Genomic DNA, 19,560 nt, shown 5'->3' with positions numbered 1-19,560 from the left:
ATCAACCATCGCGGCCCACAATGAGGGTCTGGGCCGCTTTCTGGTCAATGTTCTGTGCCAACAGGGTCACTTGTTCAATGGCACGTTCACGAATCCTGGCGCCCTCAGGGCCGAGGGTCTGTTCGACCACTACACTGTGCGCCTGGTTAATCCCAACGAAGCGAAACCATGTGTCGATGAAGGTTTTTTCCAGGCCAAAAAACTGGTCGGGTGTCTGTGAGGTGGGCCCGTACCCCAAACCACGGGTGTAGATGGCAACCGCTCGACGCCCGCCAAGCATGCCGTTCAACCCGTGTTCATCGAAGGTGAACAGCACGTCTTTGTGTGAAATTGCGTCGATCAGGTGCTTGAGCTTGTACGGAATGCCGAAATTCCACAACGGTACGCTGAACACCAAGGTATCCGCCCGGTGGAACCGTTGAGCGAGGGTCTTGATCCGATCCCATGCAGCGGCCTGTGCGGTTGACAGCGGGGCATCGCCAAGCCCTGCGTATTTCGCCGCGAGCAAGGCGCCATCTACTTCAGGCAGGTCGCATTCCCAAGGATTCAGGTGGTCGATTTCCACCGCTTTGCGCTCGGCCAATGCCGCCAGGAATGCGTCGGTAATCTGAGCGGAAACGGACCGCTCTCCTCTGGGTGAGGCGCAGACATACAAGATACGTTCAACCACGGGGCTTCTCCCAGGTAGTGTTGATGAGCCTTGCCTGACGCTTCACCGCCCAGGCGTTCGGCGCACAGTCTGATTCAGGGCGATTCATTATAGAAATGACGTATGCTCTCGAGATTGAGTGAGATAGGTGATGAATCTGTGTTCGATACTGTGCTTTTGCGGAGCTTGATTGCCGTTGCCGACACCGGTGGTTTCACCCGCGCTGCGCACAGGCTGCACCTTACGCAGTCGGCGATCAGCGCTCATATTCGGCGGCTTGAACGCGAAGCTGGACAAAAATTGCTGGAGCGTACGACCCGTTCGGTCAGCCTGACACCCGCAGGCGCTCGGTTGGCAGGCTATGCCCGCACCATCCTGGCGTTGCACGATGATGCCCGCGCAAGCCTTGGAGCAGGGCGGCGGGTGTCAGGCACGGTGTACGTGGGGTTGAGCGAGGAAATGGTGAAAGCCCCGATCATCGACTGCATGCGTCGTTTTTCGGTGGCACATCCCGATGCAGAGGTGTCCCTGACCGTCGGCCTGACTGGGGAGTTGCTCTCGCTCGTCCACTCGGGTGGGCTGGATATCGTATTGGGCAGCCGCTGCAGCGATGAAGAACGGGGCGAGGTGCTTTGGTCCGAACCATTGGTGTGGGCGAGAGGGCCGATTGCGCTGGGCAGCGATGAGGTCACCACGCCTGTGCCCTTGGCGGTATTTTCTGATCAATGCCCTTATCGGGCCGCAGCTATCGAGGCCTTGGTACGCGCCGGGCGGCAATGGCGCATCGTTTGCCAGAGCCCAAGTGTCGGGGGGCTGATGACCGCCGTCAGTGGGGGGCTTGGGGTAACGCCTGTCACGCGATCGTCTGCTCTGGCTGCCGGCCTTGTAGAAGTGTCGACGTTGCCAGCCTTGCCTCAAGCACAGTTCGTGCTGACGTCGGCGGCGACACCGAAGCGCTCGGCTGCCCTGCTGCTGGCGCAATTACGCCAATGTGTCGCGAAGGGAGAGCTTTGATCCAGCCTTTATCCACAGGCAAAAAAACCGGCGTACGAGACGCCGGTTGTGCAAATGCCAGAAAAGCCCTTACAGCCCTTCGAGCATTGCCTTGTTACGCACTGCGCCTTTGTCGGCACTGGTGGCCAGCAGGGCATAGGCCTTGAGCGCGGTGGTCACCTTGCGTGGACGGACCTCGGCTGGCTTCCAGCCCTTCTTGTCCTGTTCGACACGGCGTTCCGCCAGCTCTTCATCGCTGACCAGCAGGTTGATCGAACGGTTAGGGATGTCGATCAGTACCTTGTCGCCGTCGCGCACCAGGCCGATGGCGCCGCCCGCCGCAGCCTCTGGCGAGGCGTGGCCGATCGACAGGCCCGAGGTACCGCCTGAGAAGCGGCCGTCGGTGAGCAGGGCGCAGGCCTTGCCCAGGCCTTTGGACTTGAGGTACGAGGTCGGGTAGAGCATTTCTTGCATGCCCGGGCCGCCTTTCGGGCCTTCGTAGCGGATGATGACGATGTCGCCGGCTTTCACCTCGTCGGCGAGGATGCCGCGCACGGCGCTGTCCTGGCTTTCGAAGATCTTCGCGGTGCCCTCGAACACGTGGATCGATTCGTCCACACCGGCCGTTTTGACCACGCAGCCATCCAGTGCGATGTTGCCGTACAGCACGGCCAGGCCGCCCTCTTGCGAGTAGGCGTGTTCGAAGCTGCGGATGCAGCCGTTTTCACGGTCGTCGTCGAGGGTTTCCCAACGGGTCGACTGGCTGAATGCGGTCTGGGTCGGGATACCGGCCGGGCCGGCCTTGAAGAAGGTGTGCACCGCTTCGTCATCGGTCTGGGTGATGTCCCATTTGGCGATGGCTTCTTCCATGCTGCGGCTGTGCACGGTCGGCAGGTCGGTGTGCAGCAGGCCACCACGGGCCAGCGAACCGAGGATGCTGAAGATGCCGCCGGCGCGGTGGACGTCTTCCATGTGGTACTTCTGGATGTTTGGCGCCACTTTGCACAGCTGCGGCACTTTGCGTGACAGGCGGTCGATGTCGCGCAGGTCGAACGCCACTTCACCTTCCTGTGCTGCGGCCAGCAGGTGCAGGATGGTGTTGGTCGAGCCGCCCATGGCGATGTCCAGCATCATGGCGTTTTCGAACGCTTTGAAGTTGGCGATGCTGCGTGGCAGGACCGACTCGTCATTCTCGCCGTAGTAGCGCTTGCACAGCTCGACGATGGTGCGGCCGGCCGTGAGGAACAGCTGCTCGCGGTCAGCGTGGGTGGCCAGGGTCGAACCGTTGCCCGGCAGGGCCAGGCCCAGGGCTTCGGTCAGGCAGTTCATCGAGTTGGCGGTGAACATGCCGGAGCACGAACCGCAGGTCGGGCAGGCGCTGCGCTCGTATTCGGCGACTTTTTCGTCGGAGGCCGTGGAGTCGGCCGCGATGACCATGGCATCGACCAGGTCCAGGCCGTGGCTGGCCAGCTTGGTCTTGCCGGCTTCCATCGGGCCGCCGGAAACGAAGATCACCGGGATGTTCAGGCGCAGGGCGGCCATCAGCATGCCGGGGGTGATCTTGTCGCAGTTGGAGATGCAGACGATGGCGTCAGCGCAGTGCGCATTGACCATGTACTCCACCGCGTCGGCAATGATTTCGCGGCTTGGCAGCGAGTACAGCATGCCGTCGTGGCCCATGGCGATGCCGTCATCGACCGCGATGGTGTTGAATTCCTTGGCCACGCCACCGGCGCGTTCGATTTCGCGAGCCACCAGCTGGCCCAGGTCCTTCAGGTGCACGTGGCCCGGAACGAACTGGGTGAACGAGTTGGCGATGGCGATGATCGGTTTCTTGAAGTCTTCGTCCTTCATCCCGGTGGCGCGCCAAAGGGCACGGGCGCCGGCCATGTTGCGGCCTTGGGTGGAAGTCTTGGAACGATAATCAGGCATGAAACACTCCTGGCGGCTTAATCAGGTCACAAATAGGGGAGTGAGCTTCTCTTGTCCTTTGCGCCGCAGGCCGGTTGCCACTGGCACGGATGGGGCCAAGACCGCGCGGGATCGCCGCGTGCTTGACCAGAGCTCATAAACCCGCCGGGGATGACTGGCGATGAATAGGCCGATTCTACACCGCTGGCGCGGTGAGGGAATGCAGATGTGGATGGTTGGCGGGGGGATTGCGGCAGGAAAGGGCCGCTGGGCGGCCCTTTTTGGCAGATATCAGCTGTTTGGCAGTAACCGGCAGGTGATGCTTTTGATGTAGCGGGTTTCGGCGATGGCCGGGTGTACCGGGTGATCCGGGCCCTGACCGCCTCGCTCGAGCAGCTGCATGTTGCGGTCCAGGTGGCGGGCGCTGGTCAGCAGGATGTTGTTCAGGTCGTCCTCGGGCAGGTGCATCGAGCACGAGGCGCTGACGAGGATGCCGTCTTTGTTCAACATGCGCATGGCCTGTTCGTTCAGGCGGCGGTAGGCCGCTTCGCCGTTTTTCAGGTCTTTTTTGCGCTTGATGAAGGCAGGTGGGTCGGCAATGATCACGTCGAAGCGTTCTTCGGCCGCCTTGAGTTCGCGCAGGGCTTCGAACACGTCGCCTTCGATGCAGGTCAGCTTCTCGCTGATGCCGTTCAGTGCAGCGTTACGCTCCACGCCGTCCAGGGCAAAGCCCGAGGCATCGACACAGAACACTTCGCTGGCGCCGAAGGCACCGGCCTGTACGCCCCAGCCACCGATATAGCTGAACAGGTCGAGTACACGCTTGCCCTTCACGTACGGTGCCAGGCGGGCGCGGTTCATGCGGTGGTCGTAGAACCAGCCCGTCTTCTGGCCTTCGCGCACCGGGGCTTCGAACTTGACGCCGTTCTCTTCCAGCGGCACCCAGTCCGGTACTTCGCCGTAGACGGTCTCGACATAGCGCTGCAGGCCTTCGGCGTCGCGCGCGGCCGAATCGTTCTTGAACAGGATGCCGCTGGGCTTGAGCACCTGCACCAGTGCGGCGATCACGTCATCCTTGTGCGCTTCCATGGTGGCCGAGGCCAACTGCACCACGAGGATATCGAAGAAACGGTCGACCACCAGGCCTGGGAGCAGGTCGGAGTCACCGTAGACCAGGCGGTAGCACGGCTGGTCGAACAGGCGCTCGCGCAGCGACAGGGCGACGTTCAGGCGGTGTACCAGCAGCGACTTGTCCAGCGGCAGCTTGATGTCGCGTGACAGCAGGCGGGCGCAGATCAGGTTGTTCGGGCTCAGTGCGACGATGCCCAGCGGCTTGCCGTTGGCTGCCTCGAGAATGGCCTGCTGACCCGCCTGGAAGCCTTGCAAAGGGGTCGCGCTGACATCGACTTCGTTGCTGTAGACCCACAGGTGGCCGGCGCGCAGGCGGCGGTCGGCATTGGCTTTGAGGCGAAGGCTGGGCAGGGACATGACGTCGCTCCGGGAAAAAGAGCGGGATTATAGCGTGTCTGCAGTGCTTTAGCTTTTACAGGTGTGGTGCCCGGGGGCGCTTAGAGGGTTAAAATCCCACGTCCTAAACGAGTGTGTACGTATGTCCCAAGAACTCAGCGCCGAACAGATCCAGCAAGCCTTGCAAGGCATCACCATCCCGCCTCAACCGCAGATCATGGTCGATCTGCAGTTCGAGCAGTACATGCCTGACCCGGACCTGGAAACCATCGCCAAGCTGATTTCCCAGGACCCGGGCCTCTCTGGCGCCTTGCTCAAGCTGGTCAACTCTCCGCACTTCGGGTTGTCCAACAAGATCGGTTCGATCCAGCGTGCGGTGAACCTGCTGGGGAGCCGTTCGATCATCAACCTGATCAACGCCCAGTCGATCAAGGGCGAGATGAGTGACGAGACCATCGTTACCCTCAACCGCTTCTGGGATACCGCCCAGGACGTCGCGATGACCTGCCTGACGCTGGCCAAGCGTACCGGCATACAGGCGGCGGACGAGGCCTATACCCTTGGCCTCTTCCATGACTGTGGCGTGCCGTTGATGCTCAAGCGCTTCCCCAATTACATGGACGTGCTGGAAGAGGCATACGCCAAGGCCGACGAAGAAACACGCGTGGTCGATACCGAAAACCGCACGTTCAACACCAACCATTCAGTGGTCGGCTACTTCACAGCCAAATCCTGGCGCTTGCCCGAGCACCTCAGTGCGGCCATCGCCAACCACCACAATGCCTTGGCCGTGTTCCGCGACGATACCTCGCGCAATACCCAGAGCCAGCTGAAAAACCTGCTGGCGGTGCTGAAGATGGCCGAGCATATCTGCGCGTCCTACCGTGTGCTGGGCAACCAGGCGGTGGACCACGAATGGAATGTGGTCGGCCCGTTGGTGCTCGATTACATTGGTTTGTCGGAATACGATTTCGAAAACCTCAAGCAGAACATTCGCGAGTTGGGCGGACACTGACACATGCCGGAATTGCCAGAAGTAGAAACCACCCGGCGCGGTATTGCGCCACACCTGGAAGGCCAGCGCGTCAGCCGTGTGGTGGTACGCGACCGGCGTCTGCGCTGGCCGATTCCGGAAGACCTCGATGTGCGCCTGTCAGGGCAGCGCATCGTCAGCGTGGAGCGACGTGCCAAGTACCTGTTGATCAATGCCGAAGTGGGTACGCTGATCAGCCACTTGGGCATGTCGGGCAACCTGCGGCTGGTCGAGCTGGGCTTGCCGGCGGCCAAGCATGAGCATGTCGACATCGAGCTGGAGTCCGGGCTGATGCTGCGCTACACCGACCCACGCCGCTTTGGTGCCATGCTGTGGAGCCTGGACCCTCTGAACCATGAGCTACTGCTGCGCCTGGGGCCTGAGCCGCTGACCGACCTGTTCGATGGTGAACGGCTGTTCCAGCTGTCCCGCGGGCGGTCGATGGCGGTCAAGCCGTTCATCATGGACAACGCGGTGGTGGTAGGGGTGGGCAACATCTACGCCACCGAGGCGTTGTTTGCCGCCGGTATCGACCCACGCCGGGAGGCGGGCGGGATTTCCCGGGCGCGCTACCTGAAGCTGGCGACCGAGATCAAACGGGTGCTGGCGGCGGCCATCGAGCAGGGCGGTACCACCCTGCGCGACTTTATCGGTGGCGACGGGCAGCCGGGGTACTTCCAGCAGGAACTGTTTGTGTACGGGCGTGGCGGGCAGCCGTGCAAGGTATGCGGCACTGAGTTGCGCGAAGTGAAGCTGGGGCAGAGGGCGAGCGTGTACTGCCCGCGCTGCCAACGATAAAACGTTCGCTGCAAACCTGTTGAAGCAAAACCTGAACGTTGGCGCGGTAACTGTGGGAGCGGGCAAGCCTGCGAAGCAGGCGACGCGATGAATGGCACCGGCTACGCCGGTGTTCGCGGCATGCCCGCTCCCACAGGGACCGTGCAGCGAAGGGCAGTGATCAGCCCTTGCCAGTGATCCGGCGATACTTGGCCATCAGCTGTTCTTCGGTTTCCGGGTGCGCTTCATCCAGCGGGATGCAGTCGACCGGGCAGACCTGCTGGCACTGTGGCTCGTCGTAATGGCCTACGCACTGGGTGCACAGGTTAGGGTCGATCACGTAGATCTCTTCGCCTTGGGAGATAGCCTCGTTCGGGCACTCGGGTTCGCAGACGTCGCAATTGATGCAATCGTCGGTGATGATCAGGGACATGGGGACTCCGGCCGGGGCTCACAGCCCGGGCATGTTCAACGCAATGGGCACAATTGTGCCGCATTCGCGCCCGCAGTGCACGCGGGCGCGACAATCAGGCGTCAGGCTTACTTCTTGAAGCGTTCAGTCAGTGCGTCGGCCACCACCGGGTGGACGAACTTGCTGATATCACCGCCCAGCGCAGCAATCTCCCGGACCAGGGTCGAGGAAATGAACGAATAACGCTCCGACGGCGTCAGGAACAGGCTCTCGACGTCGGGGGCCAGTTGCCGGTTCATGTTCGCCAGCTGGAACTCGTACTCGAAGTCGGACACCGCACGCAGGCCACGCAGGAAGACGTTGGCGCCCTGTTCCTTGGCGAAATGCGCCAACAGGGAAGAGAAGCCGATGACTTCGACATTGGGCAGGTGCTTGGTGACCTCACGGGCGAGCTCAACCCGTTGCTCCAGGGGGAACAAGGGGTTTTTCTTGGGGCTGGCCGCCACCGCGATGATCACGTGGTCGAATAGCCGCGAAGCGCGCTCGACCAGATCGCCATGGCCTTTGGTAATGGGGTCGAAAGTACCCGGGTACAACACTCGGTTCATCGCGTCATCCTGGCTGGAGTGCGTTGGGGAGTCGGATGGTAGCGCAGCGACGGCGCCCCGGCCAAGTCATGCGGCCGACTGATGGCACTATAGACAGGGGCCATGTTCGTTGTCATGCGCTGTGTGCCAGGCGGCTGACCAGTGCTTCGCTGAGCCTGGCGCTGATGGCATACACCGATAATTGCGGGTTGGCGCCGATGCTGGTGGGGAACAGCGAGCCGTCGTGAATCGACAGGTTTTCCAGCTGGTGATGGCGTCCCAGGCTGTCGCACACCGCCTGACGCGGATCTTCGCCGAGGGCGCAGCCGCCCATCACATGGGCACTGCCCAAGCGCGTGCGGAAGGGCTCCAGGCGCAGTTTGTCGATCATGGTCAGGGCCTGTTCCAGGCGAGAGGCGGCGCTGGCGTCGCTGTGCACTGGGGTTACCTGGGTGGCGCCAGCGGCGAACTGTATGTGCGCCATGCTGCGGTAGGCGCGCCGCAGGCCATCCCGCAGGTAGTCGGTGACCGGGTAATCGAGCACGGGTGAACCATCGCCGCGCAGTTCCACGGTCCCGCCCTGGCTTTCGGGGTGAAAACCATCGCGTAGCAGCGCCAGCATCACATGGGTATGTGGCAGCTCGGCCATGCGCTGGGCACTCTCGTGGCCGTACCCGCCCAGCAGGGTGCTGGCCAGGGCAGGATGCAGCGGCGGTACTTCCAGCTTGTAGCCAACCGGGCCGTCTACGCCGCCTTGCCACTGAAAGTGATCGCTGTAGATCGATTGCGGGGCGCCATGGTAGGGGTCGATACGCTCGCTGAAGCGTGCCGCACTGAAGTTGACCAGGTGCAGGAAGGTTCGCTTGCCCAGGCGACCATGCGGGTCGGGCGCGGCAGAGCGCAGCAGCAGGGCCGGGCTGTTGATACCGCCACCGGCCAGGAGGTAATGACGTGCCCGCACGCCGACCTGCCGGCCAGTAGGGTGTATGCCCTGGGCGTCCAGGGCCTGGCATGTCAGGCTCTGAATGCGTTCGCCGTTGTGGGTGAAGCGCTCGGCCCGCGCCAGGTACAGCAGTTCGCCGCCTTGCTCGAGGGTGGCAGGTATACGGGTCACCAGCATCGATTGTTTGGCATTCACCGGGCAGCCCATGCCGCAGTAGCCCAGGTTCCAGCAGCCGCGCACATTGCGCGGGATCACCCCCCAGCGGTAACCCAGCTGTTCGCAACCCCGGCGCAGCACCTCGTTGTTGGCATTCGGCGGCAAGGCCCAAGGGCTGATGCCCAGTTCCTGCTCCATGCGCTCGAACCAGGGGCGCAGTGCATCCTCGCCCAAACCGTTCACGCCATGGACCGAGGCCCAGTGCGCCAGGGTTTGCGGCGGGGTACGAAAGCTCGAGGTCCAGTTCACCAGCGTGGTGCCACCCACGGCGCGGCCCTGCAGGATGGTAATGGCGCCATCCTTGCTCATGCGCCCCAGGCCTTCCTGGTACAGGCTTGCGTAGGCTTCACTCTCCAGCAGGTGGAAATCGCCACTGGTTTTCAGGGGGCCTTCTTCGATCAGCAGTACCTTGAAACCGGCAGCGCTGAGCATCTGCGCGCTGGTGGCGCCGCCGGCACCGCTGCCGATCACGGCAATGTCGGCCTCCAGAAACAGGTCGTGCTCCAGGCGCGAGGCGTCGTGGGTGATCCAGCCGCGTTCGAGGCCTTGGCGAAACGGGTCGGGGACAGGCATTGGCGATGCTCTTGTTGTTTTCAGATTTTCGGTGGGCCTGGGTAACCGCAGTCTGCCCAGGATTCAGGGCGTTCGTACCAGGCCATTTGCAGCAGTTGCAGCAACGAGGCGTGCCCCATGCGTAGCAGGTTCAGCGAGCTGTCCTGCCAACGCTGCAGGAACGCCGTGACCTGTGTGGCGCCAGCTTGGCCCCAGCTGCCCCAGACGCCGGTCAGCGGGCCGCGAGTCAGCGGCAGGCTGAGCACGTCGAATAATTGCCGGGTGAGCTTGAGCATTTCCGGCGACAACGCCGCCAGCTTGTTGTCGAGGCTGCGCAACACCGGCGCCTCGGTGGCCTGTGTACCGGCCAGGACCACCGGGATCAGCGCACGCAGCAGTGGCAGGTCGTCGTCACGGAGTACCTGAAAGCCGGTCGCGGCTGTTTGCACGCTGCACCCCACCAGGCTGGCACCCGCCAGAAAAGCACTGGCGCCGAGGCTGAAACGCAACAGGTCGCGGCGGTGCATGGTGCGATCCTCAGCGGATGAACAGTTTGTAGACCAGGCGCTGCAAGGCTTCGCCATAAGGCGGGTAGATCAGCCGTGCGGCGTTGAAGCGTTGTTTGGCAAGTACCGCCTTGGCCTTGCTGAAGGTGAGGAAGCCGTCATGACCATGGTAGTGGCCCATGCCTGAAGGGCCGATGCCGCCGAAGGGCAGATCGTCCTGGGCAACATGCAGCAAGGTGTCGTTCAGGCACACACCGCCGGAGTGGGTGTGACGCAGCACATGCTCCTGGGTGCGGCGGTCATAGCCAAAGAAGTACAGCGCCAGTGGGCGTGGGCGCTGGTTGATGTAGGCCAAGGCCTGGTCGAGGCCGTCATAAGGCACTAACGGCAATAGCGGGCCGAAGATTTCGTCTTGCATCACCTGCATGCTGTCGTTCACGTCCAGCAGCAAGTGTGGTGGCAGGCGCCGGCCCTGAGGGGCTTCGCCTGGGTACAAGTCGAGTACTTGCGCGCCTTTGGCGCGGGCATCGTCCAGCAGGTGCTGCAAGCGCTGCAACTGGCGCGGGTTGATGATGGCGGTGTAGTCGGGGTTGTCGGCAATACGCGGGTACAGGCGGTGCACGGCGCGCTGGTAGGCGTCGCTGAAGGCGGGCAGCCGTTCGCGCGGCACCAGTACGTAGTCGGGGGCGACACAGGTTTGGCCGGCGTTGAGGGTCTTGCCGAAGGCGATGCGCTCGGCGGCGCTGTCCAGCGGCACATCCTCAGAAACAATAGCGGGGGATTTGCCACCCAGCTCCAGGGTGACCGGGGTCAGGTTGTGTGCGGCAGCCTGCATCACCTGGCGGCCCACGCTGGTGGCACCGGTGAACAGCAGGTGATCGAACGGCAGGCGGGCGAAGGCCTGGCCCACCTCGACCTCACCGAGCACAACGCTGACCAGGTCTGTGGGGAACACACGCTCGAGCAGTTGCTGTAGGGCCAGGCCAGTCGCGGGCGTGGCCTCGCTAAGCTTGAGCATGACCCGGTTGCCGGCGGCCAGGGCGCAGGTCAACGGGCCGATGGCGAGGAACAGCGGGTAGTTCCACGGCACGATGATGCCGACCACGCCCAAGGGTTGATAGCGCACCTGTGCGCTGGCCGGCTGGAACGCCAGGCCGACGCGGCGTCGGCGGGTGCGCATCCAGCTTTGCAAGTGCTTTTCGGCGTGGCGCAGGCCCTGCACCGACGGTAGCAGTTCGGCCAGCAAGGTCTCATCGGCGCTGCGCCCGGCAAAATCCTGGCTGATGGCTTCGATCAGTCCTGCCTGGCTGCTCAGCAAGGCTTCACGCAGGCTTTTCAGCCACTGGCGCCGCTGCGCCGCTGGTGGCAGCGGGTTACCGGCAAAGGCCTGGCGCTGGGCCGCGAACGTCGTTGCGAGGTCGAGGTCGAATTGCAGAGGGGGCAAGGCACTGGGCGAGTTCATGGTGGTGTCGAGTCCGGGCCGGGGTTGCCTAGAGCCTATACTCTAATTTGTACCATGGTGCGAATTTTTCCATGCCGCTCAACGGTGCATTCCATCTGTAATACGCCGTAAGATAAACCTTTGATGAAAGCCCGCAGACTGGGAGCTGAGCATGGCCCCGCGCATGAAGACCCGAGAGCGCATCGTGCAGAACAGCCTGGAGCTGTTCAACCAGCAGGGCGAACGCAGCGTCAGTACCAACCACATTGCCGCGCACATGGAAATCTCGCCCGGCAACCTGTATTACCACTTCCCCAACAAGCAGGCGATCATTGCCCTGTTGTTCAGCCAGTACGAAGCGCTGGTGGACAGCTTTCTGCGCCCGCCGCAGGGCCGCGCGGCAACCGTGGAAGACAAGCGCTTCTACCTCAAGGCCTTGCTGGCGGCGATGTGGAACTACCGCTTCCTGCACCGTGACCTGGAGCATCTGCTGGACAGCGACGCCGAACTGGCCGCCCGTTACCGGCGTTTTTCCGAACGCTGCCTGCGCCAGGGCCAGGCGATCTACCGCGGCTTTGTCGAGGCTGGGATCCTGGCCATGGTGCCGGCGCAGATCGAATCGCTGACCATCAATGCCTGGATCGTGCTGACATCATGGGTACGTTTTCTCAGCACCACGCGTGAACATTCCGCGCACTTGGGTGAAGAAGCCTTCAAGCGCGGCGTCTATCAGGTGTTGGTGCTGGAGCTCGGTTTCGTCACCGACAATGCCCGTCCTGCCGTGGACGCGCTGTGTCAGGAATTCCATGTACCGTTCAACCAGGCCCTGGAGCACTAGCCCAGGGCCCTAGTGCCATCGATCAGGAGATTGTCATGCCCCTTGCGCAATTGATCACCCCGCAGCAGTTGGCCGAGCGTCTGGGCTCGCCCAAGTTGGTGATCCTCGACTGCCGCTTTGCCCTCGAGGATGTGGACTATGGCCAGCGCAGCTATGCCCAGGGGCATATTGAGGGGGCGCATTTTGCCGACCTGGACCGGGATCTCAGCGGACCGGTGAGCAAGGGGCGCACCGGGCGCCACCCGCTGCCCGATGCCCAGCGGCTGGTCGAGCGCCTGCGAGAGTGGGGCCTGAACAACGACAGCGAGGTGGTGCTGTACGACGACGGCCCCGGCGCCTTTGCCGCCCGCGCCTGGTGGCTGCTGGTCTGGCTGGGCAAGCGCAGCGGTGTGGCGATTCTGGACGGTGGCCTGAAGGCCTGGCACGCGGCGCACCTGCCGTTGAGCCTGGACCCGCCGCCCAAACGTGAGGGCACTTTCAGTGGTGAACCTGACGCGAAGCTGCTGATCGATGCCGACCATCTGGGCAAGCGCCTTGGTAGTGCAGACCTGACCTTGATCGATGCGCGTGCCTTGCCGCGTTTTCGCGGTGAAGTGGAGCCGATCGACCCGGTGGCAGGGCATATTCCCGGGGCCCAGTGCGCGGCGTTTACCGACAACCTGGGGGCTGACGGGCGTTTTTTGCCGGCGGATCAGCTAAAGCAGCGTTTTGCCGAAAAACTGGGTGGACGGGCGCCGGAGCAGTTGGTGTCTTATTGCGGGTCTGGGGTAACCGCTTGCCATAACCTGTTTGCAATGGCCCTGGCGGGGTATCCGCTGGGCAAGCTGTATGCGGGGTCGTGGAGCGAGTGGATCAACAATCCGCAGCATGCTGTGGCCACCGGCGAGTAAGCAGATCGGGTTAAATCTCTGTGGGAGCGCGCAGCCTTTACGCATTCGAGCGCTAGCTGCCGTCCACCAGCCACTGCGGAATCCGTCGTTCCAGGTAGTACCCCGGATTTCGCAGGCTGCCATCGACAAAGCCCACATGCCCACCGCGGTCATGCAGTTCGAAGCGGGTTTGTGGTGACAGTTCACGGGCCGTCGGCAGGCTGTGGCTGGACACGAAGGGGTCATCGCTGGAATGGATGATCAGCGTTGGCGTGCGGTTCTGGCCAAGGAAGAAGTGGCTGGATGAGCGACGATAGTAGTCGTGCGCATCGCGAAAGCCATTGAGCGGTGCAGTGACTTTACCGTCGAAGTCCCAGAATGTGCGCAAGTTGGTGAGTTGGCCCAGGCGCTCCAGTGTCGCCAGCTGTTCATGCTGGCCCTGGTCGTGGAAGTGCCGCTGCTTGAGCTGAACATACGCCAGCATCTCGCGCATGAAATGCGCCTGATACACCTTGGAGAACCCTTGGCCGATACGGTCGGCACAGTGGTCCAGGCGAAAGGGCACCGAAACTGCAGCCGCTGCCTCCAGTTGGCTGGCGACGCCGCTCTCACCCAAGTACTTCAACAATACATTGCCACCCAGCGAATAACCCACTGCATACAGCGGCGCCAGCGGGCGCTGGGCGCGAAGATGGCTGACAATTTCCGCCAGGTCTTCGCTGGCGCCGGAATGGTAGCTGCGCGGCAACAGGTTGGGCTCGCCTGAACAACCCCGCCAGTTCACTGCCACGCTGGCCCAGCCGCGACCTTGCAGCGCTTGCTGCAAGCCTTTCACGTAGGGCGAGTGAGACGAGCCGGTCAGCCCATGCAGCACCAGTACCAGTGGCGCATGGGGTTGGTGCGGGCCATGCCAGTCCAGGTCGATGAAGTCGCCGTCAGCCAGCCACAGTCGTTCGCGGTCACGCTGCAGCTCAGGCAGCTTGCGCCAGAGTGGCCCCCACAAGGTCTGCAGGTGGGGATTGGACAGGCCGATGGCCGGACGGAATGTGGCGTTGGGGCTGGGCATGCTGGGTGGCTCATGATGTGCCTTGCTAGCTTGCCACGAAACAGCGCCACAGTACCTGCGCCATTGGTGGGAGTGAAGGTGCAGCTCCAAGCATGGCACAGGTGGGGTGTGGCAACCCATTACACCCCACCCGGCGGGTAATCAGCCCCGCTGCCAGAGTGCGTAGTGCACCTGGCCGGTCTTCTTCTCGCGGTGCAGGCGCCAGTTGCCTGGCAGTTGCAAGGTCGAGGGTGCCGCTTCGCTTTCGGTGTAGACCCAAGCCTGCTCGCTCAGCCACTGATGCTGCTCCAGCATGTTGCAGGTGTTGGCCAGCAGGTCCTGGTGGAACGGCGGGTCGAGGAACACGACATCGAACTGCTGCTTGGCCGGGCCTTGCAGGTAGCGCAGGGCGTCGGTTTGCAGAATTTGCCCGCGGGGACAGCGCAGGATTTCGAGGTTGTTCTTCAGGTTGGCGATGGCCGCAGGGTTGCTGTCCAGCGCCACGGCATCCTCGGCCCCACGGGACAGGGCTTCGAGCACCAAGGCACCGCTGCCGGTGAAGGCGTCCAGCACGCGGGCGCCCTCGATGTAGGGTGCCAGCCAGTTGAATACGGTTTCCCGTACGCGGTCAGGCGTTGGCCGCAGGCCTTCGCCTTCCGGCACCGCCAGGCGGCGGCTGCGCCACTCGCCGGCGATGATGCGCAGGTGGCCCTGGCCCTTGCTTTGGCCCGCTTGCGGGCGGGCGGGAGGGGTGGATCTTGGCATTAGTGCTCCGGTACCCCGAGCGGTTGCTCGGAGGGCTTGTCAGTGGGTGCTGGCAGCGGTTTTTGTGGCATTTTCGGGCCAACGGTGACGATCACCAGTTTATCGGCTGACAGGTGTTTGTTCATGGCTGCCTTGACCTGTTCGACGGTAAGGGCCTGGGACTGTTGCATGAAGTCCTCTAGCCAGGTCAGCGGCAAGTTGTAGAAGCCGATCGCGCCCAGTTGGCCGACGATGCTGGCATTGCTGGCATTGGACAGCGGGAAGCTGCCGGCCAGCTCGCGCTTGGCATCGTCCAGTTCCTGTTGGGTAGGGCCCGTCTTCAGGTAGTCGGCGAGAATGCCTTGCACCAGCTTGAGCGTACCTTCGCTGAGCTCGGCACGGGTTTGCAGGTTGATCATGAACGGGCCGCGTACCTGCATCGGGCTGAATACCGAGTAAACGCCGTAGGTCAGGCCACGCTTCTCTCGCACCTCGCTCATCAGCCGGGTACCGAAGGCGCCACCCCCAAGGATCTGGTTGCCCAGCGACAGGGCTGGCCAGTCCGGGTCCTGGCGGTCGATCCCCAGTTCGGCCAGCATCAGGTGGGTCTGCTTGGACGGGAAGTCGATGTGGGTCAGGCCGGCCTTGGCGTCTGTGGGTTGGGCCGGTGCGGCCAGCGCAGGGCCCTTGGGCAGGCCGGCAGACACCTGGGCGGCGATGGCTTCGGCCTCTGCACGGCTGAGGTCGCCGACCAGGGCGATTACCGCATTGCCGCCGGTATAGGCCTTGGCGTGGAACGCGCGCAGCTGGGCAAGGCTTATGCCCGTGATGCTCTCTGCGGTGCCGTCGCTTGGGTGGGCGTAGGGGTGGTCGCCATAGAGCTTGCCGAAAAGGGCCTTGCCGGCGATCTTGCCGGGGTTTTGTTTCTCATATTCGAAGCCAGCCAGCATCTGGTTCTTGATGCGCTTGAGGGCATCCTCGGGGAATGTTGGCTTGCCCGCCACCTCTGTAAACAGTTTGAGGGCCGGTTCGCGCTTGTCCTTGGTACTGAGGCTGCGCAGCGATGCGACGGCCATGTCGCGGTAGGAACCGTTGCCAAAGTCTGCGCCCAGGCCTTCGAAGCCCTCGGCGATGGCGGTGACGTCCTTGCCGGCCACGCCCTCGTTGAGCATGGCGTTGGTCAGAGCGGCCAGGCCTGGCGTGCCGCCGTCCTGGCTGCTGCCGGCAGCGAAGGTGACGCGCAGGTCGAACATGGGCAGTTCGCGGGCCTCGACGAACAGCACCCGGGCACCTTCGGCGGTGTTCCAGTGCTGGATGTTCAGCTGACGCCGGCTGGGTGCCTTGCCATTCAGTTCGGCCAGCGACTGCAAGGTGTTGGCCGGACGGGCTGCGCTGCTGTCGGCCTTGGCAGCGTTATCGGCCATGGCCGGAGCGGCCAGCACTGCCGCCAGCGCCAGGGCACGAATGCCCGTGGCCAGCAGGGTTGGGCGTGGTGCGCGGCGATCACTCATGGGCGGACTCCTCGGGCAGTACATGGGCAACGCTCAGGCGTTCGCGGGTGAAGTAGGTGCGCGCGGCGTTCTGGATGTCCTGCGGGGTGACGCGCTTGAGCTCGTCCAGTTCGCTGTCGATCAGCTTCCAGGACAGGCCGACGGTTTCCAGCTGGCCGATGGTGGTGGCCTGGCTGCTGATGGAGTCGCGGTCGTAGACCAGGCCGGCGATGACCTGGGCGCGTACGCGTTCCAGCTCTTCGGCGCTGGGGGGTGTGCTCTTGAGTTCTTCAAGTAGCTGCCAGATGCCTTTCTCGACGTCGGCGAGGGTTTTCTGCTTCTGCACATTCGGCGTCGCCGAGATCAGGAACAGGCTGTCGCCGCGGGTGAAGGCGTTGTAGCTGGACGACGCGCCGGCCACCAGTTCCTGGCCACGCTCCAGGCGGGCCGGCATGCGGGCGCTGTAGCCGCCGTCGAGCAGTGCCGAGATCAGGCGCAGGGCATGTACCGTCCGAGGGTCCTTGGCGGTGGGCAGGCCGGGCACGTTGAAGCCGTAGATCAGGCTTGGCAGCTGGGTTCGCACGTGCAGGGTCAACTGGCGCCAACCAGGTTCGGCCAGCTCCAGAGGCAGCTTGGCTGGCGGTACGGCGCGTTTGGGAATATTGCCGAAATACTTCTGCGCCAGGCCCTTGACCTCGTCGGCGGTGACATCACCGACCACCACCAGGGTGGCGTTGTTGGGGGCGTACCAGGACTCGTACCAGTGGCGCAGTTCCTCAACTTTCATGCGCTCCAGGTCGGCCATCCAGCCAATGGTCGGCGTGTGGTAGCCGCTGGCCGGGTAGGCCATGGCGCGGAACAGCTCGAATGCCTTGGCATTGGGCTGGTCGTCGGTGCGCAGGCGGCGTTCTTCCTTGATGACCTCGATTTCGCGGCTGAACTCGTCGGCAGGCAGGCGCAGGCTGGCAAGGCGGTCCGCCTCCAGTTCCAGGGCTACCGGCAGGCGGTCGCGGGCCAGCACTTGGTAATAGGCGGTGTAGTCGTCGCTGGTGAAGGCGTTTTCATCGGCGCCGAGGTCACGCAGAATGCGCGAGGCCTCGCCGGGGCCGACCTTGGCGCTGCCCTTGAACATCATGTGTTCCAGCGCATGGGACAAGCCGGTCTGGCCCGGGGTCTCGTAGCTGGAGCCGACCTTGTACCAAATCTGCGAGACCACCACCGGGGCGCGATGGTCTTCGCGGACCACGACCTTCAGGCCATTGTCGAGGATGAATTCGTGGGTGGGTTGCACATCGGCGGCAAAGGCCGCGAGCGGCAGGCAGAGCGTGCCGAGCAACAGGCCAGCGGCGCGGCGGGCTAGAGCGTTCATACGGTGTTTAACCTGTTCGGCGGCCCGCTGGGTTTAGCGTCGGCGGGCCAGGAGGTGCTAGGATACTGATCCGGTTGCCTGGCGACCATGCCTGTCGCCGTTCTGGCCCACAGGACACTAAGTCAAAACGTTGCGCATGAACCAGCCGGCTTCAAGATAGTCTGTTCTGCGTAGAGAGAATTCCCGATTGGCCATAGCTGGCCTATCGCTACCCTGAGATAGCCGTCTTCCATGTTTGGTTCCAACGACGACAAAAAAGCGCCGGCCGAGGCTGGTGAGAAGAAAGGCCTGTTCAGCTGGTTTCGCAAGAAGCCGCAGCCACCTGCGGGAGCGGGCGTGCCCGCGCATGAACCCCCCGCTGTCGAGCAGTCTGCAGCCGCTCCGGTCGAGGGATCTGCCGCCGAAGCGCCACAGGCCCCCGAACCCGTTCAGGCCCCTGCTGCCCCACAGCTGGCTGAGCCGCAGCCGGTCGCCGCACCGGCCCGGCCCCCGGTAGTCGAGGCCTCCGTCCCTGAACCGGTTGCGTCGCAGCCGTTGCAGGCGCCTGAGCCAGAGCCGGTCGCATCCCAGCCGCTGGTGGCACCTGCACCGCAGCCGGTTGCGTCCATGCCCTTGCAGGCGGCCCCTGTCGAGTCTGCCCCTGTCGAGGCCGCAGCGCCGGTCAGCAACCTGGTGCTGCCGGTTGCCGAAGAGCCCGTGGCCCTGGTGCCGGACCTGGAGCCGAAGGCACCGCCCGCAATCCCGGAACGCGCGGCACCCGCCCCTGTTGCTGCACCCGTCGAACAGGCCAAGCCCGGCTTCTTCGCGCGCCTCAAGCAAGGCCTGTCCAAGACCAGTGCCAGCATCGGCGAGGGCATGGCCAGCCTGTTCCTCGGCAAGAAGGTCATCGACGACGACCTGCTCGACGAAATCGAGACGCGCCTGCTGACTGCCGACGTGGGTGTGGAGGCTACCTCGGCCATTGTCCAGAACCTGACCCAGAAGGTCGCGCGCAAGCAGTTGGCCGATGCCGATGCCCTGTACAAATCGTTGCAGGAAGAACTGGCTGCGCTGCTGCGCCCGGTCGAGCAGCCGCTGAACGTACAGGCCCAGAACAAACCCTATGTGATCCTTGTGGTTGGCGTGAACGGCGCCGGCAAGACCACCACCATTGGCAAGCTGGCGAAAAAGCTGCAACTGGAAGGCAAGAAGGTCATGCTGGCTGCCGGTGATACCTTCCGCGCCGCCGCGGTCGAGCAGTTGCAGGTGTGGGGCGAGCGTAACCAGATTCCGGTGATCGCCCAGCACACGGGTGCCGACTCTGCTTCGGTCATCTTCGATGCCGTGCAGGCCGCCAAGGCCCGTGGCGTCGACGTGCTGATCGCCGACACTGCCGGCCGCCTGCACACCAAAGACAACCTGATGGAAGAGCTGAAGAAGGTCCGCCGGGTCATCGGCAAGCTCGACGTTGAGGCGCCGCACGAGGTGCTGCTGGTGCTTGACGCCGGCACCGGCCAGAACGCCATCAGTCAGGCCAAGTACTTCAACCAGAGCGTCGAGCTGACCGGCCTGGCCCTGACCAAGCTGGACGGCACTGCCAAGGGCGGGGTGATCTTCGCCCTGGCCAAGCAGTTCAACATCCCGATCCGTTTCATCGGCGTCGGTGAAGGCATCGACGACCTGCGTACCTTCGAAGCCGAGCCGTTCGTCAAGGCTCTGTTCGCCGAGCGAGATTGACC

18 protein-coding genes are annotated in these 19,560 nt (G+C 63.5%); 6 read left to right on the top strand and 12 right to left on the bottom strand.

Features of this window, described 5'->3' with window-relative positions:
- Position 1: 1 nt before the first annotated feature.
- Positions 2–670 carry an FMN-dependent NADH-azoreductase gene (locus tag LMH93_RS25720; protein ID WP_108191896.1) on the bottom strand — a complete coding sequence of 223 codons (669 nt, stop codon included), beginning with the start codon at positions 668–670 and terminating at the stop codon, positions 2–4.
- Between the two features lie 138 nt (positions 671–808).
- On the opposite strand from LMH93_RS25720, the gene LMH93_RS25715 reads away from it, so the two are divergent.
- Positions 809–1,663, top strand: a complete 855-nt coding sequence (locus LMH93_RS25715) for a LysR family transcriptional regulator (RefSeq protein ID WP_014861500.1) — start codon at positions 809–811, stop codon at positions 1,661–1,663.
- Positions 1,664–1,732: 69 nt separating this feature from the next.
- Here the strand turns inward: LMH93_RS25715 and ilvD are convergent, their stop codons facing one another.
- Positions 1,733–3,574, bottom strand: coding sequence for a dihydroxy-acid dehydratase (ilvD, locus tag LMH93_RS25710; protein WP_060544907.1), 1,842 nt, complete (start codon positions 3,572–3,574; stop codon positions 1,733–1,735).
- Between the two features lie 270 nt (positions 3,575–3,844).
- Entirely contained in the window at positions 3,845–5,041 is a 1,197-nt protein-coding gene (locus LMH93_RS25705) for a class I SAM-dependent rRNA methyltransferase (protein WP_004575470.1), read from the bottom strand.
- Between the two features lie 175 nt (positions 5,042–5,216).
- On the opposite strand from LMH93_RS25705, the gene LMH93_RS25700 reads away from it, so the two are divergent.
- Together LMH93_RS25700 and mutM are read left to right on the top strand one after the other, a co-directional pair.
- Positions 5,217–6,035, top strand: a complete 819-nt coding sequence (locus LMH93_RS25700) for an HDOD domain-containing protein (RefSeq protein WP_173881454.1) — start codon at positions 5,217–5,219, stop codon at positions 6,033–6,035.
- Between the two features lie 3 nt (positions 6,036–6,038).
- A complete protein-coding gene (mutM, locus tag LMH93_RS25695; protein ID WP_004575471.1) occupies positions 6,039–6,851 on the top strand; it encodes a bifunctional DNA-formamidopyrimidine glycosylase/DNA-(apurinic or apyrimidinic site) lyase in 813 nt (270 codons plus the stop codon).
- 160 nt (positions 6,852–7,011) lie between these two features.
- On the opposite strand, the gene LMH93_RS25690 is transcribed toward mutM, so the two are convergent.
- The 5 genes from LMH93_RS25690 to LMH93_RS25670 form a co-directional block, all read right to left on the bottom strand.
- A complete protein-coding gene (locus LMH93_RS25690; protein WP_003249063.1) occupies positions 7,012–7,263 on the bottom strand; it encodes a YfhL family 4Fe-4S dicluster ferredoxin in 252 nt (83 codons plus the stop codon).
- Positions 7,264–7,370: 107 nt separating this feature from the next.
- Positions 7,371–7,850, bottom strand: coding sequence for a pantetheine-phosphate adenylyltransferase (gene coaD, locus LMH93_RS25685; protein WP_003249065.1), 480 nt, complete (start codon positions 7,848–7,850; stop codon positions 7,371–7,373).
- A 112-nt stretch (positions 7,851–7,962) separates the two neighbouring features.
- Positions 7,963–9,561 carry a GMC family oxidoreductase gene (locus tag LMH93_RS25680; RefSeq protein WP_060544908.1) on the bottom strand — a complete coding sequence of 533 codons (1,599 nt, stop codon included), beginning with the start codon at positions 9,559–9,561 and terminating at the stop codon, positions 7,963–7,965.
- Positions 9,562–9,581: 20 nt separating this feature from the next.
- A complete protein-coding gene (locus LMH93_RS25675) occupies positions 9,582–10,067 on the bottom strand; it encodes a hypothetical protein (protein ID WP_004575473.1) in 486 nt (161 codons plus the stop codon).
- Positions 10,068–10,077: 10 nt separating this feature from the next.
- Positions 10,078–11,508 (bottom strand): coniferyl aldehyde dehydrogenase, encoded by a 1,431-nt coding sequence (locus tag LMH93_RS25670; protein ID WP_185279810.1) that lies wholly within the window; start codon positions 11,506–11,508, stop codon positions 10,078–10,080.
- A 151-nt stretch (positions 11,509–11,659) separates the two neighbouring features.
- Here LMH93_RS25670 and LMH93_RS25665 point away from each other — a divergent pair, with 151 nt between their 5' ends.
- Positions 11,660–12,325, top strand: coding sequence for a TetR/AcrR family transcriptional regulator (locus tag LMH93_RS25665; RefSeq protein ID WP_003249070.1), 666 nt, complete (start codon positions 11,660–11,662; stop codon positions 12,323–12,325).
- A gap of 35 nt (positions 12,326–12,360) precedes the next feature.
- Positions 12,361–13,215, top strand: a complete 855-nt coding sequence (locus tag LMH93_RS25660) for a sulfurtransferase (protein ID WP_003249071.1) — start codon at positions 12,361–12,363, stop codon at positions 13,213–13,215.
- Between the two features lie 52 nt (positions 13,216–13,267).
- Here the strand turns inward: LMH93_RS25660 and LMH93_RS25655 are convergent, their stop codons facing one another.
- From LMH93_RS25655 to LMH93_RS25640, 4 genes are all read right to left on the bottom strand, one after another.
- The gene (locus tag LMH93_RS25655) at positions 13,268–14,260 is read right to left on the bottom strand and encodes a hydrolase (RefSeq protein WP_003249073.1); all 993 of its coding nucleotides are present in this window, start codon (positions 14,258–14,260) and stop codon (positions 13,268–13,270) included.
- 141 nt (positions 14,261–14,401) lie between these two features.
- The gene (gene rsmD, locus LMH93_RS25650) at positions 14,402–15,004 is read right to left on the bottom strand and encodes a 16S rRNA (guanine(966)-N(2))-methyltransferase RsmD (RefSeq protein WP_003249075.1); all 603 of its coding nucleotides are present in this window, start codon (positions 15,002–15,004) and stop codon (positions 14,402–14,404) included.
- Positions 15,004–16,494: a M16 family metallopeptidase gene (locus LMH93_RS25645; protein WP_230064725.1), complete on the bottom strand. Its 1,491-nt coding sequence runs from the start codon at positions 16,492–16,494 to the stop codon at positions 15,004–15,006. The genes rsmD and LMH93_RS25645 overlap by 1 nt, the downstream gene beginning before the upstream one ends.
- The gene (locus LMH93_RS25640) at positions 16,487–17,842 is read right to left on the bottom strand and encodes a M16 family metallopeptidase (RefSeq protein WP_004575476.1); all 1,356 of its coding nucleotides are present in this window, start codon (positions 17,840–17,842) and stop codon (positions 16,487–16,489) included. The genes LMH93_RS25645 and LMH93_RS25640 overlap by 8 nt, the downstream gene beginning before the upstream one ends.
- Positions 17,843–18,073: 231 nt before the next feature.
- Between LMH93_RS25640 and ftsY the strand changes: the two genes are divergently transcribed.
- Positions 18,074–19,558: a signal recognition particle-docking protein FtsY gene (gene ftsY / locus LMH93_RS25635; RefSeq protein ID WP_108191984.1), complete on the top strand. Its 1,485-nt coding sequence runs from the start codon at positions 18,074–18,076 to the stop codon at positions 19,556–19,558.
- Positions 19,559–19,560: the final 2 nt, after the last annotated feature.

The organism is Pseudomonas sp. CIP-10, from assembly GCF_020911845.1.
Classification (GTDB): Bacteria; Pseudomonadota; Gammaproteobacteria; order Pseudomonadales; family Pseudomonadaceae; genus Aquipseudomonas; species Aquipseudomonas alloputida.
This window is presented reverse-complemented; position numbering and strand designations above follow the sequence as displayed.

Excerpts from the sequence above, each read along its gene's own strand:
- coaD (WP_003249065.1), bottom strand. The coding sequence starts at position 7,850 with ATGAACCGAGTGTTGTACCCGGGTACTTTCGACCCCATTACCAAAGGC.
- LMH93_RS25655 (WP_003249073.1), bottom strand. The coding sequence starts at position 14,260 with ATGCCCAGCCCCAACGCCACATTCCGTCCGGCCATCGGCCTGTCCAAT.
- ilvD (WP_060544907.1), bottom strand. The coding sequence starts at position 3,574 with ATGCCTGATTATCGTTCCAAGACTTCCACCCAAGGCCGCAACATGGCC.
- LMH93_RS25680 (WP_060544908.1), bottom strand. The coding sequence starts at position 9,561 with ATGCCTGTCCCCGACCCGTTTCGCCAAGGCCTCGAACGCGGCTGGATC.
- LMH93_RS25640 (WP_004575476.1), bottom strand. The coding sequence starts at position 17,842 with ATGAACGCTCTAGCCCGCCGCGCCGCTGGCCTGTTGCTCGGCACGCTC.
- LMH93_RS25645 (WP_230064725.1), bottom strand. The coding sequence starts at position 16,494 with ATGAGTGATCGCCGCGCACCACGCCCAACCCTGCTGGCCACGGGCATT.
- LMH93_RS25665 (WP_003249070.1), top strand. The coding sequence starts at position 11,660 with ATGGCCCCGCGCATGAAGACCCGAGAGCGCATCGTGCAGAACAGCCTG.
- LMH93_RS25705 (WP_004575470.1), bottom strand. The coding sequence starts at position 5,041 with ATGTCCCTGCCCAGCCTTCGCCTCAAAGCCAATGCCGACCGCCGCCTG.
- mutM (WP_004575471.1), top strand. The coding sequence starts at position 6,039 with ATGCCGGAATTGCCAGAAGTAGAAACCACCCGGCGCGGTATTGCGCCA.
- LMH93_RS25660 (WP_003249071.1), top strand. The coding sequence starts at position 12,361 with ATGCCCCTTGCGCAATTGATCACCCCGCAGCAGTTGGCCGAGCGTCTG.
- LMH93_RS25670 (WP_185279810.1), bottom strand. The coding sequence starts at position 11,508 with ATGAACTCGCCCAGTGCCTTGCCCCCTCTGCAATTCGACCTCGACCTC.
- ftsY (WP_108191984.1), top strand. The coding sequence starts at position 18,074 with ATGTTTGGTTCCAACGACGACAAAAAAGCGCCGGCCGAGGCTGGTGAG.
- LMH93_RS25675 (WP_004575473.1), bottom strand. The coding sequence starts at position 10,067 with ATGCACCGCCGCGACCTGTTGCGTTTCAGCCTCGGCGCCAGTGCTTTT.
- rsmD (WP_003249075.1), bottom strand. The coding sequence starts at position 15,004 with ATGCCAAGATCCACCCCTCCCGCCCGCCCGCAAGCGGGCCAAAGCAAG.
- LMH93_RS25690 (WP_003249063.1), bottom strand. The coding sequence starts at position 7,263 with ATGTCCCTGATCATCACCGACGATTGCATCAATTGCGACGTCTGCGAA.